Origin of the sequence: Flexivirga alba, from assembly GCF_042661025.1 — a bacterium.
In the GTDB taxonomy this organism is placed as follows: Bacteria; Actinomycetota; Actinomycetes; order Actinomycetales; family Dermatophilaceae; genus Flexivirga; species Flexivirga alba.
In genome coordinates this window covers 343204-356331 of the sequence record NZ_JBHSWH010000001.1, presented here as the reverse complement: position 1 = coordinate 356331, position 13128 = coordinate 343204, and the positions used below count along the sequence as shown (strand labels likewise).

Annotated in this window: 11 protein-coding genes and 1 pseudogene; 6 read left to right on the top strand and 6 right to left on the bottom strand. The window is 67.9% G+C overall.

The features are described 5' to 3' along the window. Positions 1 to 32: 32 nt before the first annotated feature. Positions 33 to 386 (top strand): winged helix-turn-helix transcriptional regulator, encoded by a 354-nt coding sequence (locus ACFQDH_RS01710; RefSeq protein ID WP_382397871.1) that lies wholly within the window; start codon positions 33 to 35, stop codon positions 384 to 386. A gap of 3 nt (positions 387 to 389) precedes the next feature. Here the strand turns inward: ACFQDH_RS01710 and ACFQDH_RS01705 are convergent, their stop codons facing one another. The 4 genes and pseudogenes from ACFQDH_RS01705 to ACFQDH_RS01690 all read right to left on the bottom strand — a co-directional run. Beyond that, positions 390 to 1415 (bottom strand): GNAT family N-acetyltransferase, encoded by a 1026-nt coding sequence (locus tag ACFQDH_RS01705; protein ID WP_382397869.1) that lies wholly within the window; start codon positions 1413 to 1415, stop codon positions 390 to 392. After that, the gene (locus ACFQDH_RS01700; protein ID WP_382397867.1) at positions 1412 to 1825 is read right to left on the bottom strand and encodes a VOC family protein; all 414 of its coding nucleotides are present in this window, start codon (positions 1823 to 1825) and stop codon (positions 1412 to 1414) included. Before ACFQDH_RS01700 ends, ACFQDH_RS01705 begins: the two co-directional genes overlap by 4 nt. A gap of 143 nt (positions 1826 to 1968) precedes the next feature. Continuing rightward, positions 1969 to 2481, bottom strand: coding sequence for a CapA family protein (locus ACFQDH_RS01695; protein WP_382404791.1), 513 nt, complete (start codon positions 2479 to 2481; stop codon positions 1969 to 1971). Between the two features lie 44 nt (positions 2482 to 2525). Continuing rightward, positions 2526 to 2975 (bottom strand): annotated as a pseudogene (locus tag ACFQDH_RS01690) (CapA family protein); the annotation flags it as partial. Between the two features lie 22 nt (positions 2976 to 2997). Between ACFQDH_RS01690 and ACFQDH_RS01685 the strand changes: the two are divergent. Then, positions 2998 to 3393, top strand: a complete 396-nt coding sequence (locus ACFQDH_RS01685; protein ID WP_382404939.1) for a hypothetical protein — start codon at positions 2998 to 3000, stop codon at positions 3391 to 3393. A 54-nt stretch (positions 3394 to 3447) separates the two neighbouring features. On the opposite strand, the gene katG is transcribed toward ACFQDH_RS01685, so the two are convergent. Both katG and ACFQDH_RS01675 read right to left on the bottom strand, forming a co-directional pair. Continuing rightward, on the bottom strand, positions 3448 to 5646 hold the full coding sequence (gene katG, locus ACFQDH_RS01680; protein ID WP_382397865.1) for a catalase/peroxidase HPI: 2199 nt from the start codon (positions 5644 to 5646) through the stop codon (positions 3448 to 3450). Between the two features lie 24 nt (positions 5647 to 5670). Then, positions 5671 to 6108 (bottom strand): Fur family transcriptional regulator, encoded by a 438-nt coding sequence (locus ACFQDH_RS01675; protein WP_382397863.1) that lies wholly within the window; start codon positions 6106 to 6108, stop codon positions 5671 to 5673. Between the two features lie 181 nt (positions 6109 to 6289). Here ACFQDH_RS01675 and ACFQDH_RS01670 point away from each other — a divergent pair, with 181 nt between their 5' ends. From ACFQDH_RS01670 to ACFQDH_RS01655, 4 genes are read left to right on the top strand one after another with little or no spacing between them, the layout of a single operon-like run. Continuing rightward, entirely contained in the window at positions 6290 to 8869 is a 2580-nt protein-coding gene (locus ACFQDH_RS01670) for an FtsX-like permease family protein (protein WP_382397861.1), read from the top strand. Further along, complete coding sequence (locus ACFQDH_RS01665; protein ID WP_382397859.1) at positions 8866 to 11538, top strand: FtsX-like permease family protein; 2673 nt, start codon at positions 8866 to 8868, stop codon at positions 11536 to 11538. Before ACFQDH_RS01670 ends, ACFQDH_RS01665 begins: the two co-directional genes overlap by 4 nt. Then, complete coding sequence (locus ACFQDH_RS01660; RefSeq protein WP_382397857.1) at positions 11535 to 12440, top strand: ABC transporter ATP-binding protein; 906 nt, start codon at positions 11535 to 11537, stop codon at positions 12438 to 12440. Before ACFQDH_RS01665 ends, ACFQDH_RS01660 begins: the two co-directional genes overlap by 4 nt. After that, on the top strand, positions 12437 to 13039 hold the full coding sequence (locus tag ACFQDH_RS01655; RefSeq protein ID WP_382397855.1) for an ATP-binding cassette domain-containing protein: 603 nt from the start codon (positions 12437 to 12439) through the stop codon (positions 13037 to 13039). Before ACFQDH_RS01660 ends, ACFQDH_RS01655 begins: the two co-directional genes overlap by 4 nt. Positions 13040 to 13128: the final 89 nt, after the last annotated feature.

The window sequence follows — 13128 nt, the reverse complement described above, 5'->3', positions numbered from 1 at the left end:
TCACTAATGGACATCAAGGGAACGAGGTCGGCATGCGTGCTGCGGTGCGCCGGGCACTGGAGATCTGCCCGGTCGAGGTCGGAGTCGCGGTCGCCGGTGGCGACTGGAAGCTGACAGCCGTTTACCAACTTGCCTCCGGCGCAAAACGATTCGGGGAGTTGCAACGTGCGGTCGGCTCAGTCTCGGCCAAGACCCTGACCCGCCAGCTGCGCGCGCTCGAGGAGGACGGGGTCGTCATACGCACCGTGTATGCCGAGGTGCCTCCGCGTGTCACCTACGAGCTCACTGAAGCCGGTATGGCGCTCGCCGACATCGCCGATCAGCTCGGCAGCTGGGGCAAGAAGTATGTCGGTGACGCAGACCAGCTCGGACTTCGTTCGGGCTGAAAGCTATTCGGGTTGCGGGCGGGTGAACTGGTGCGCGCAGGTGCTGGCCGTGCGCTGATAGCCGAGGTTCTCGTAGAGGCGCAACGCACCGGACGCGTTGGCCGCGTCGACGCCGAGCCCGGCCGCGTCCATGCCGGATTCGCTGAAACGGCGCATGGATTCGCGCAGCAGCGCCACCGCGATGCCGCGTCCGCGGTGGCTGCGTAACACGCCCAACTGGTCCGTGTAGCCCTCGGTGTAGCCCTGCGGCTCCCAGTCCTGCTCCCAGGCGTAGTTCATCGCGGCACCGATCACCCGATCGGTGTTGTCATCGATCGCCAGCACGGTCCACGCCGGACGGAATCCGTGCGAGTCGATACCCTCCTGCCACATCTCGGCCGTCGCGTCAGTGTGGCCCCAGTGCTCCCGGAACGCCTCGTCCATCACCTGATGGACCTCGTCGTTGCGCGCGACGTCCCAGTCGACAAGCCGCACGCCGTCGATCGACGGCACCGCGATTGGCTCGTCGAGGCGACGCGACATCTCGAAAAAGTAGCGCTCCGTGGGCAATTCGTGCCGCGTCGCCAGGTCACGCACGTCCGCCTGGTCAGTCGGCACGAACATCCGCATCACCAGCGGACCGTAGCCCGGGCGGCGAGTCGCATCGTCCCAGGCGAGGCCGTGCGCCAGCTCCCACTGCAGCACCGCCCGGCCAATGCCCTCGCCGCGCCGGTCCTGTCGAACCGCTCCGGCGAGGCGGACACCCCGACGCTCGGTGATCGCCCGGTTGCACCCGGCCCAGGCCGTGGCGACGACGCGCCCGTCCGCCTCGCGTCCGACGAGGGTGTCCTCCTCGGGCACGGACCGCGGCGAGTCCCAGAACTCCTCGAGATCGGCGAGCGAGGAGCGCTCGGGGTTCTCGTCATACGCCTCGCACTCGGTGTAGAACGCGGCGATTGCGGGAAGGTCCTCCCTGCCGAACGGCTGCCAGCTGATGCCGCGGAGTTCGTCCAGCGTATGGCGGGCCGTGGCCTCGGAGGGGAGCGTCATGCGTTGTCCTTGTTGGAGATTCGCGCCGGCTCGTCGGACGTCAGCAGCACCACGTTGCCGTCCGGGTCGTCGACCATCGCGGCATACGGGCCCTGGGTCTGCGTGGGCGCCATCCGACCTTCGTAACCGGCGGCGGTGAGCTTCTCCCACATCGCGTCGACCTCGGCGTCCTCGCCGGCGAAGAACTCCATCAGCTGCTGATAACCGCCGGTCGGGCGGCTCCAGGTCGGGTCGTTGGTGCTCGCAAAGTCCTCGGTCAGGACGAGGCTGACTCCGCTGCTCATGCGCAGGATCGACACCGGCCGGTCGGTACGCGGGTCGGGCATCGCCAGGCCAAGCGTCCGATAGAACTCCACGGACCTGGTCACGTCACGGACTTCGAGCACGACCATGCTCAGTTGCATCTCCATCAGGCCATTCTGTGTCGCTCGGCTCGCGAGGGACACCGAATTTGTCGTGCCTGGTGTTCACGAGCCTCCCCGGTGTCGAGGTATGGCCGGGTATCGCGTCAAGACTGTGCACGGGCTGACACTGGGGAGACGGATGACCGGGGTCAGGACCGCGGCATCGCTCCACAGGTGTTGCCGCCGGACGTGATGACCGACGAAGTGCGTTGCCACGACGCAGGATCGGACGCCTTGGTCACCGGTCGTATGACGTACCCGTGCGCCCGGTCGACCCGGGTCGGCTGGAACTTCTCGGTGGACGTCACCTTCCCAGCGGCATCACGGTGGAACGTCACGAGCGCGATCATGCCGTCCTGCGCAGCTTCGGTCGACTTCGCGCCGCCGTACGCGACGATGCCCGCCGTCTGGTCCGACAACGCGTTGCCGAGGCTGTAGTTGACCATCCGCCCGTCGATGCGTTCGCACGGCTGCACGACGTGCGGGTGGTTGCCGATGATGTAGTCGACGGCGCCGGACGAGAGCAATTCCGTTGCGAAACGACGTTGTTCGGAGGTCGGTTTCTGGTCCTGCTCCTCGCCCCAATGCATCGATACCAGAACGAGATCCGCACCACGAGCGCGCGCGGCACGGGCGTCCGCCTCGATCCCGGAGACGCCGATGACGTCATACAGGGAGCTTGCGGCCCAGGGGCCTCTGCCGGCACGTGCTTGGTGTTCCCCACGGTGTTGTCGAGCGTGTAGGAGTAGGAGAGCTGGGCGATCGTGAAGCCGTTCGCGCGGTAGATCGCCGGCTGCCCGGTGTGTGAGGCGTCGGGTCCTGGTCCCGCGGCCCGGAGCCCGACCTGCGCCATGATGCGGCGCGTGTCCTGCACTCCGGCCAGGTTCTGGTCGAAGGTGTGGTTGTTCGCAGTGCTACAGCCGTCGAACCCGGCCCGGCGTAGGCCGGTCGCAAAAGCTGCCGGCGCGCCCATGATGAAGCCGTGGCTCAGGCCCGCACCCAACGGCGTCTCCAACTGACAGATCGCGACGTCGGCGCCGCGGATCGTCGGCGCCACCTGGGCGAACATCGGGTCGAAGTCCCAACCGGAGCCGCGACGGGCAGCCGCCAGCACCGCGGCGTGCGGGATCTCGTCGCCTGAGACGGCGACGGTCACCGAGCCGGCCGGTTTCGGCGCCGTGGAAGGAGCCGAGCGGGTCGGCGGCGCGACCGAGGTTGTCGTTCCGGTCGGTGTATGGCGGCTCGTGGCCGGCGTGGTTGTCGTGCGGCCTGCGGCCGTCGTCGCGGGCGCGCGGCTCGGCGGGACATTCGACGACGAGTTCGACCCGCCCGAGCAACCGGCGAGCGTGACGATCGCTGTCGCCACCGCGAGGAGCGACAGCTTGTTGCGAGACGGCCACATGCGGCGAGAGCGTAACCGACATCCCCGGCCGATCTACCGTAGCTTCCCAGTAAGTACCCGCCAGTGCGGTCGACCTCTTCGAGGAGTGCAACCCATGGGTGAGTTCGATTCACCGGTCAAAGCAGCCCCGGGCTCGGACCTGAACGCCAAGCAGGAGGGCCTCTTCGTATGACGAAAGGCCCCCGGCGAACAACTCGCCGGAGGCCCTCGTTCTTTACGGACTAGCTCAACGCCTGACGTCGAAGCGGTCGTTGTCCATGACCTTCACCCACGCGGCGACGAAGTCATTGACGAACTTCTCTGCTGCATCGTCGGAGGCGTAGACCTCGGCGAGAGCGCGCAGCTCGGAGTTGGCGCTGAACGCCAGGTCCGCACGCGTGCCGGTCCAGGTCTGACCTTCGGGGCCGCTGCCGGCATACGTGCCCGGCTGCTCGCCGGGCTTCCACTCGGCCGTGATGTCCAGCAGGTTGACGAAGAAGTCGGTCGTCAGCTGGCCCTCGCGGTCGGTGAAGACACCGGCCTTGTTGTCGCCGGTGTTGGCGCCGAGCACTCGCAGGCCGCCGATCAGGGCGGTCGTCTCCGGGGCCGACAGGTTGAGCAGGTTGGCCCGGTCGAGCAGGTGGTACTCGAACGGCGCCTTCGGCTCGTTCTCGACGTAGTTGCGGAACGCGTCGATCTTCGGCTCGAGGTAGCTGAACGAGTCGACGTCCGTCTGCTCCTGGGTCGCGTCACCGCGGCCCGGGGTGAACGGCACCTGCACGTCGTGGCCGGCAGCCTTTGCGGCCTGCTCCACACCGATGTTGCCGGCGAGGACGATCGCGTCCGCGACGGAAACGCCTGTGGCAGAAGCGATCTGCTCCAGCTTGGCGACGACCGGGCCGGTGACTGCCGGGTCGTTGACGGCCCAGCTCTTCTGTGGCTCGAGGCGCAGGCGGGCACCGTTGGCGCCACCACGCTTGTCGGAGTTGCGGTAGCAACCCGCAGCGGCCCACGCGGTCTTGACCAGCTCGGAGACCGAGAAGCCGGCGTCGGTGATCTGCTGCTTGGCTGCAGCGATCGACTGGGCACTCGGAGCCTCGGTGGCGGGGATCGGGTCCTGCCAGATGAGCTCCTCGGTCGGCACCTCGGCGCCGCGGTAGCGGGTCACCGGACCCATGTCGCGGTGGGTCAGCTTGAACCACGCGCGGGCGTAGGCGTCGGCGAAGGCCTCCGGGTCCTCCAGGAATTTCTTGGAGACCTTGGCGTATTCCGGGTCGAAGCGCAGTGAGAGGTCGGTGGTGAGCATGCGCGGCTCACGTCGGCCGGTGCCCTGTGCCTCCGGGACCATGTCGGCGCCGCCGTTGTTGACCGGACGCCACTGGTTGGCACCTGCTGCGGACTTGAAGAGCTCCCACTCGTAGCCGTAGAGGATGTGGAAGAACTCGTTGTCCCAGCGGGTCGGGTGGTAGGTCCAGGTGACCTCGAGGCCCGAGCCGATGGCGTCGTTGCCCTTACCGCTCTTGTATGACGACTTCCAGCCCAGGCCGTTCTGCTCGAACGGAGCGGCCTCCGGCTCGGGGCCGACCTGCTCGGCGTCGCCGGCACCGTGCGTCTTGCCGAAGGTGTGACCACCGGCGATCAGCGCGACGGTCTCTTCGTCATTCATCGCCATACGGGCAAAGGTCTCGCGGATGTCGTGTGCAGCCGCCAGCGGGTCGGGGTTGCCTTCCGGGCCTTCCGGGTTGACGTAAATCAGGCCCATTTGCGTTGCGGCCAGGGGGTTTTCGAGGTCGCGCTCGCCGGAGTAGCGGTGGCTGTCAGCCAGCCACTCGGTCTCGGCGCCCCAGTAGATGTCGTCGTCGGGCTCCCACGCGTCGACGCGGCCGCCGGCGAAGCCGAAGGTCTTGAAGCCCATGTCCTCCATGGCGGCGTTGCCGGCGAGGACCATCAGGTCACCCCAGGACAGCGACTTGCCGTACTTCTTCTTGACCGGCCACAACACGCGGCGGGCACGGTCGAGCAGGACGTTGTCCGGCCAGGAGCTCAGCGGCGCGAAGCGCTGCTGCCCGGTGCCGGCGCCACCGCGACCGTCGCCAACCCGGTAGGTGCCGGCGGCGTGCCACGCCATACGGACGATCAGCGGGCCGTAATGGTCGAAGTCGGCCGGCCACCACTCCTGCGAGGTCTTGAGAGTGCCGATGATGTCGGCCTTGACCTCGGCGAGGTCGAGAGCCTCGAACGCACTCGCGTAGTCGAAGTCCTCGCCGAGCGGGTTCGCGACCGCGGGGTTCTTGGCCAGGATCTTCAGGTTCAGGCGCTGCGGCCACCACTGCTGGTTGGCGTCGCCCTGCGCCGGCTGCACGAGCTCGTGCATGACCGGGCACTTGCCGTTGTCACTGCCGCTGTCATTGATCTCTGCCAGCGGCTGGTCGTCTGTGGTGCTCATGACATCCTTTCGTAGCGGCGGGTGTCAGGCCCGCGCGGGTGAAATCTGTTGGGAAGCAACGCAATCGGGGCAGTAGCCCCAGTAGATGACCTCGGCTTCATCGATGACGAAACCGTGATCGTTCGAAGCGTGCAGGCAGGGTGCCTCGCCGACGGCGCACTCGACGTCGACGACCATGCCGCACGAGCGACATACCAGGTGGTGGTGGTTGTCGTTGCGCTTGAGCTCGTAACGCGCGGGTGAGCCGGACGGCCGGATGCGGCGGACGAGGCCGGTCTCGGTGAAGGTGTTGAGGCAGTCGAAGATCGCCTGGCGCGAGACACTCGGCAGCGCGTCGTGGACGGTCTCGGCCAGCAGCGCCGAGTCGGCGTGCGGGTTGTCGCGCACCGACTCGAGCACCGCGACCCGCGGGCGCGTCACGCGCAGCCCCGCTTCGCGCAAGGTGTCCTCGAAGTCCGGCATGCCGCCACCCTTGTGCATTGTTTGGACTTAGTCAAGTCTTCGTCCAGATAACGATTCGGCACGGATCGCTCAGCTATGCGCACTGCTCGGGCACACGCCGATAGCGTGCCGAAGGGGTTTTGGGAGCTGTTGCGCGGGCAGCGGCGAAGGGGCTGAAGGGGCTTTCAGTGGGTATGGCGGCATGACGCGGCTGGCAGCGATCGCTCGACGCCACCGGTTCGGTCACGCGATTCTCTTCGCGCTGACGGTGTGCCTGCTGGTCGGCACCGCAGCCGTCGATCCGCTGTTGACCCGATCGTTCAGCCATGCGGTGGTCAGTTTCCACGCGGACGCCGAAGGTGTGATCGGCAGCCAGGTCCAGATCACGGCCAACGGGGCCGGCGCGACGACCCCGGCGGAATTCGAGCAGCGCGTCTCGGTCCCGCGACTGGAGAAGCTCCTGGACCCGCGGGTGAAAGCGGTCGTCGGCGCCCCGATCGTGAGCCGCTTCGGCACCACCCAATGGCTCCAGGCGACGGTGCCCGTGACCGTGCGATCGAGCGAGGGTCAGTGCGAGCACGTCAAGCTTCTGCAAGGACACTGCCCGACCGCGCTGGGCCAGGTGCTCGTCTCCGAGGCGACGCTGCGACAGGCGTCGAACGGTCTGCACCTCGGCTCGGTGGTCACGCTGGGCGACGACATCAAGGGCGCTCTGAAGGGACAGATCGTCGGGGTCTACACGATGTCGGCCAAGGATCCGTTCTGGGGCGGCGTCGACATCACCGCGTTCGACGAGCGCTCAATCACCTCGGCCGCAACGCTGCTCGCCACGGTCGAAACGGTCCAGCGCACCGTTTCCCTGACGGCCTCGGTCAGCTATCCGGTCCGGGCATCGGCGCTGACTCCTGCCACTCTCGCCAGGACGGCCGCAGGCGGGCAGGCCATGGCGAAGTCGAACAGCTCAACTGTTTTCGAGAGTCTCAGCCAGGTCTATGCGTCGACCAAGAGCGACGTGCACCAGGTCGGTCGGATCCTTCCCTACCTGTTGCTGCAGTTGGGACTGGTCCTGCTGATCCTCCTGGTGCAGGTGACCAGCTTCTGCGCGACCGTGCGTCGGGGCGAGGCGGCGGTGCTGAAGATGCGCGGCAACGGGACCGCCGGCGTCGTGCGTTTCGGGGCGCGAGAGTTCCTCCCGGCATACCTCGTGGGTGCGGTGGGCGGAGTCGGGCTGGCGTATGTCGTGGACGGTCTCGTTCGCCACGTGTGGCTGCCCGGAAGCGTTGGTGCGTCGTGGAATTGGACATCGCTGTGGGTAGCGGTCGCCACCTCGCTGCTCATCGCGATGGTGTGGTTGTTGTGCTGGTGGCTGACGGCTCGCGAGTCGATCAGCGCGCTGCTGCGGTCGCGTCCGCAGCGTCGTCGCGGCGGGCAACTGTCGATGCCGGCCGCGGTGCTCGGAGTGGTGTGCCTCGTCGGCGTGATCCTCACTGCGACAAGGAATCTGACCGGTGCGCCGGTGCAAGTGACGCCGGTGCTGCTGGCCGGCCTGGTCGCGATCATCGTCGGCGTCCTCCTGGCACCGCTCACTGCCCGGTTGGTACGGCGGTTGCTGTCCCGTCGCAACGCGGCCGGCGGCCTCGCCGTCGCGCAGTTGGGTCGGCGCGCCGGCGTCGTGACGGCAGCGTCGACGCTCATCATCACCTCGGCGCTGCTCACCTTGAGTGTCAGCGTCGTCGCCCGGGGAGGGGCCAATCGAGAGGCGCGAGCGGCCGCGGACGTAGGAGCCCAGGCGTTGGTGGACGTGACGGTCGGGGAAGCGCGGACGACGCCGGAAAGCCTTCTGCAGGCAGTGCATTCGGTGGATCCGCAACACCGGCAGTTCAGCCCGGTCGTGGGGATCAACGCATCGTCGCCGCAGGGTCTGAGCACTCTCGGGGTAATCCCCGCGGACTTGGCGCGCATCGGAGTCCGCACGGGGCTGAAACAGCCCGTTCCGTGGAGTGCCCTGGAAGGCGGCGGATCCGCTTCTGCGCCAAGCGCTTTGGTGTCGACGTGGTCCATGAAATCGGCCAGGGGATCGACGGTGACTGCGCCCACGATGGCGGACGTGGACGGGTCGTTCAGGGTGGCAGGCACCGCGCCATACATCCCGGGCGTCGGTGCACGAACGATCGTGGTCGACCTGCCGACGATGCTCAAAGCGGGTAACCGGCCGGACAACCTGTTCTACCAAGTGTTTTCGTCGACGCAAGACCCCAAGAGACTCGCAGCGCTCACGGCTGCCGTGCAGCGAGCCGGGTTCGGTGGCACCGACGTGCAGACGCTCGACAAGACGAGGGCGGGGTATGACGCAACGGCCACGGCCTGGGCGATGAACCTCAGCATCGTGGTGTCTGTGCTGTCGGTCTTCGCAGCCCTGACCAGCGTGGTGTTGGTGGCGCTGGCGTCGAGAGACGACCGCCGGCGTGACCTGCGGGCGCTGCGGACCGGTGGGGTGCCGCACGCGGTGTTGCGACGCGCGACGGTGGGTGAGTTCGTGCTGCTCGCACTGGTCGGCAGCGTGATCGGGGCGCTGACCGCGCCGGTGGCGGCGTGGCTGACCGGGCGCAGCATGTTGTGGTGGTCTGACCCACCGGCGATGCCCGTCACGCGGACCGGCTTTCAGTGGGCTGCCGGCTCGACCGCCGCGGTTTGTCTCGCGGCGCTTCTGGTGCTGGTCGCGGCCGCATTCGGCACGCGACTGGCGGCGAAGTCGAGTCAACGCAAGGGATTTGGCGTATGACGAAGCTGGCCTCGATTGCCCGGCGCCACCGTTTAGGCCATGCCATTCTCTTCGCCGTGACGGTGTGCCTGCTGGTCGCGACCGCGGCGGTCGACCCGCTGCTGACTCGCTCATTCAGCCAGTCGCTGGTGGTTTTTCACGAGCAGGCGCAGAGGGTCATCGGCAGCCAGGTGTCGCTCCAATCGGGCGGGCAGACGATCACCCCGCTGCAGCAGATGGAGCGGGCGGTCGATCCGCGGGTGCGTGCCGTGGTGGGGTCGCCGACCGAGTCGACCAGCGTCCGGATCAACGATGTGATCGATGGCGAGTTGGTCCTGCTGCAGTCCACACACGGTCAGTGCCGGCACGTGCACCTGGTGCGCGGACGCTGCCCGACGGCGCGCAACGAGGTCATCGTCTCGACCGCAGCCGTCGCGCACTCGTCCCATTTGAAGGTCGGTGCCCAGCTGCGCGTGACGTCAAACCCGCCGCAGGAAATTTACGACGACAAAGGCCGCCCGCTGCCCCCGCCGCACCTGACGATGAACGTGGTGGGCATCTTCACCGCGCCCCAGTCGGATCGGTTCTGGGGCGGTGCCGCAGTCGGCGCCTACACCCCGCCGCCTGCACCACCGGGCATCCCCGGCCCTTCGGAGTATTGGCTGACCGCCGACGCGAGCTTTCTCCGGAATCCACCGATGGTCCCGCCGCCCCTGAAACAGGGTGAGGAGCCGAACGGGATCGTGCCGTGGCCCGGGATCACGCACACGGTGTCCTATCCGGTGGACGCCGGCATGTTGACCCCGGACACCTTGCGGGCAGCGGTGGCCGGACTGCGGCCCACCCAACAGAAGGCGGGCGACAACGTCGCCATCACCGAGTCGCTGTCGGCTGTCTACGCGGCGACGCACGTCGACCTGGGCCAGGTCGGTCAGATCCTGCCGTTCCTGTTGGTGCAACTCGGGATCGTGCTGCTGATCCTGCTGGTGCAAGTGACGTCGTTCTTCGCGACCGTGCGGCGGGGTGAGGCAGCCGTGCTCAAGATGCGCGGCAACGGCACCGCGGGTGTGGTGCGGCTGGGCGCGCGGGAGTTCCTGCCGTCATACATCGTCGGAACCTTGGCCGGGCTCTGCCTGGCGTATGTCGTGGACGGTCTCGTGCGACATCTGTGGTTGCCGGGAAACGTTGGGGCGTCTTGGAATTGGACGGCGCTGCTCGTCCTGCCGGTGATAGCAGTGCTGGTCGCGGTGGTCTGGTTCCTGTGCTGGTTGGTGATGGCTCGAGAGTCGATCAGCGCGCTGCTACGGGCACGTCCGCAGCGCCGGCGTGGCGCGCGGCTGTCGATGCCGGCTGCCGTGGTCGCGGTGGTCTGCCTGGTCGGTGTCGTGCTCACGGCGACCAAGAGCCTGACCGGTGCGCCGGTGCAAGTGACGCCGGTGCTGCTGGCCGGTCTGGTCGCGACGGTCGTGGCAGCGCTTCTCGCGCCGGTGGCGGCCCGGCTGGTGCGGCGGCTGCTGGCGCGCGGGCGTCCGGCAGGCGCGTTGGCCGTGGCTCAGCTGGGACGGCGCTCCGGAGTGGCCACCGCACTGGCCACTCTGATCATCACCTCAGCGCTGTTCGCGCTCAGCGTCAGCGTGTTCGCGCGGGGTGCGGAGAACCGCGCCGCGCGTGCGGCCGCGGATCTCGGGGCGCCCGCTCTGGTGCATGCGACCGTTGGTCCCGGCGCCGTCAATGGACAGTCGCTGATGAATGCCGTGAGCTCCGTCGATCCGCATCATCAGGTCTTCACTCCGTCGGTCGAGATCAACGCATCCAGCCCGATCAGCAATGCCGTCGTTGGGGTGATCCCGGCCGACATGGAGCGGATCGGCACCCGCACCGGCCTGGCGGACTCCGTGCCATGGGCAGCACTCGGGAACGGCGGCTCCGCGTCGGCCCCGAATGCCGTGGTCGGGACGTGGACCACGAAAAGTGCTGTGGGGTCGACGGTTTCGGGGCCGACCATGGCTGATGTGGACGGCGACTTCCGGGTGGCCGGCAGTGCGCCATACATCCCGGGCGTGCCTGCCCGGACGATCGTCGTGGACCTGGCGACCATGCTCAAGGCGGGGGACCGGCAGGACAACCTGTCGTACCAAGTGTTTTCGAAGACGCAGGATCCGAAGCAGCTGGCCCGGTTGGATGCGGCGCTGCACAAGGCAGGCTTCGCGTCCGCCGACGTGCGGACGATCCACGGCGTGCGTGCCGGGTATGACGCGACGGCAACCGCATGGGCGATGAACCTGAGCATCGTGGTCTCTGCACTGTCCGTGCTCGCCGCGCTCACCAGCGTGGTGCTGGTGGCAGTGGCATCGCGCAGTGATCGGCGGCGTGATCTGCGGGCGCTGCGGACCGGTGGTGTGCCGCACACGGTGTTGCGGCGTGCGACGGTGGGTGAGTTCGTGCTGCTGGCGTTCGTGGGCAGTGCGATCGGGGCAGCGACCGCGCCGGTCGCGGCCTGGCTGACCGGGCGAACGATGCTGTGGTGGTCGACGCCGCCCGACGAACCGTTGACGCGGACCGGGTTCCAATGGCAGGTGGGATCGACGGCCGCGGTGGGGTTGATCGTGCTGCTGATGCTCGTCGGGGCAGGATTCGGAACGCGGTTGGCTCAAGCAGCCGGCCGCAATGGAGGAAGGTGGTCGGCATGACGGTCACGGAGCAGCCGAAAGGACCAGGCGGAGGGTCGGGCCCGACGGAGGAGGGGACGACCCACAGCACGCCCGTCGTGAATGTCGAGGGCCTGGTGCAGATCTATCGGATGGAGGGCCAGGACGTCGCGGCTCTGTCCGGCGTCAATCTGATCGTGCAGCCGGGCGAGGTCGTTGCGTTGGTCGGGCCGTCAGGTGCGGGCAAATCGACGCTGCTGAGCGTGCTCGCCGGCTTGACGACGCCCAGCGCCGGCCGAGTCCGGGTCGCCGGGCATGAGCTGAGCGGCAACGATGTCGGGCTGCTGGACGACGTGCGCGGGACAGACCTGGCGGTGTTGCTGCAGGACGTGTCCAAGAATCTGCTGCCCTATCTGACCGTCCGGCAGAATGTCGAGCTCGGCTGGCCGTCGCAGCTCCGGGAGCGCATCGACGTCGACGAGGCACTGGACATCGTCGGGCTCGCGCCGGAGCTGAGACCCCAGCCGGTGCAGTCGATTTCGGCCGAAGCACGGCAACTCACGGCGATCGCCGCAACCATAGTGACCAAGCCGGCCGTGCTGCTCGCCGACGAGCCGACCAGCAGCCTTGCCGGCCCGGCGGTGCGGGCCGTCACCGACGCCATCCTGAGAGCCAACGAGGAACTGGGTACGACGGTGATCGCCGTGACTCACGATCTGGACGTGGCAACCGCGCTCAAGGCCCGCGTCATCACGATCCGCGACGGCCGGATCCGGATGGACGCGCGGGGCGGCAACACGCACGTGATGGTGCGCGACGACGGCATCCCGCTGCCGGACGACATCCTCAAGCAGTTCCCGAACGGCACTGCCGTGACGATTCGGCCGGGCGACGACGCGGACACGTTCATTGTGCGACGTGCGACAGGTGGTGAGCAGGCATGATCCGACTGGACCGGGTGACTGCCGAGACCGATGACGGCACAGTCATCTTCGAAGAGCTCGACCTCGAGGCACGTGACGGGCAGGTGGTGATCGTCACGGGTCACGCCGGCAGTGGGAAGTCGGCGTTGATCGACGTATGTCGCGGAGTCTTGGTCCCCGTGGCGGGCACGGTCAAGGTAGAGCCTGCGGGCACGTGCGCCGTGGTCACTCAGGAGTACGAGCTGTGCGAGTCGCTCACGGTGGCCGAGAACATCGTGCTGCCGCTCATCGCCCGCGGCGTGGAGCATGCGCAGGCAGCGGAGTTGACCTCGAAGGCGTTGCAGCGCTTCGGGATTGACGCGATCGCCGATCACCTCATCGACGAGATCTCCGGTGGTCAACGGCAGCGGGTCGCCGTCGCGCGGGCGATCGCCGACGGCCCGACCGTCATCGTCGCCGACGAGCCGACCTCTGCGCTCGACGCGGAGAACCGCGAGATCGTGCTCGCCGAGTTGCGCCGTTGCGCCGACGAGGGCGCGTCGGTGCTGATCACCACCAACGACACCCAGCTCGCCGAGAATGCCGACGCGTCATACGTCCTCGGCGTCGCGCACGTCTGAGCAGACCGCCTCCGTCCGCTCGCGACTCACCCCCGGGCCACCCCTTACCGAGAGGACACCCGTTGATCGACAGGACAGGGATTTGGCCG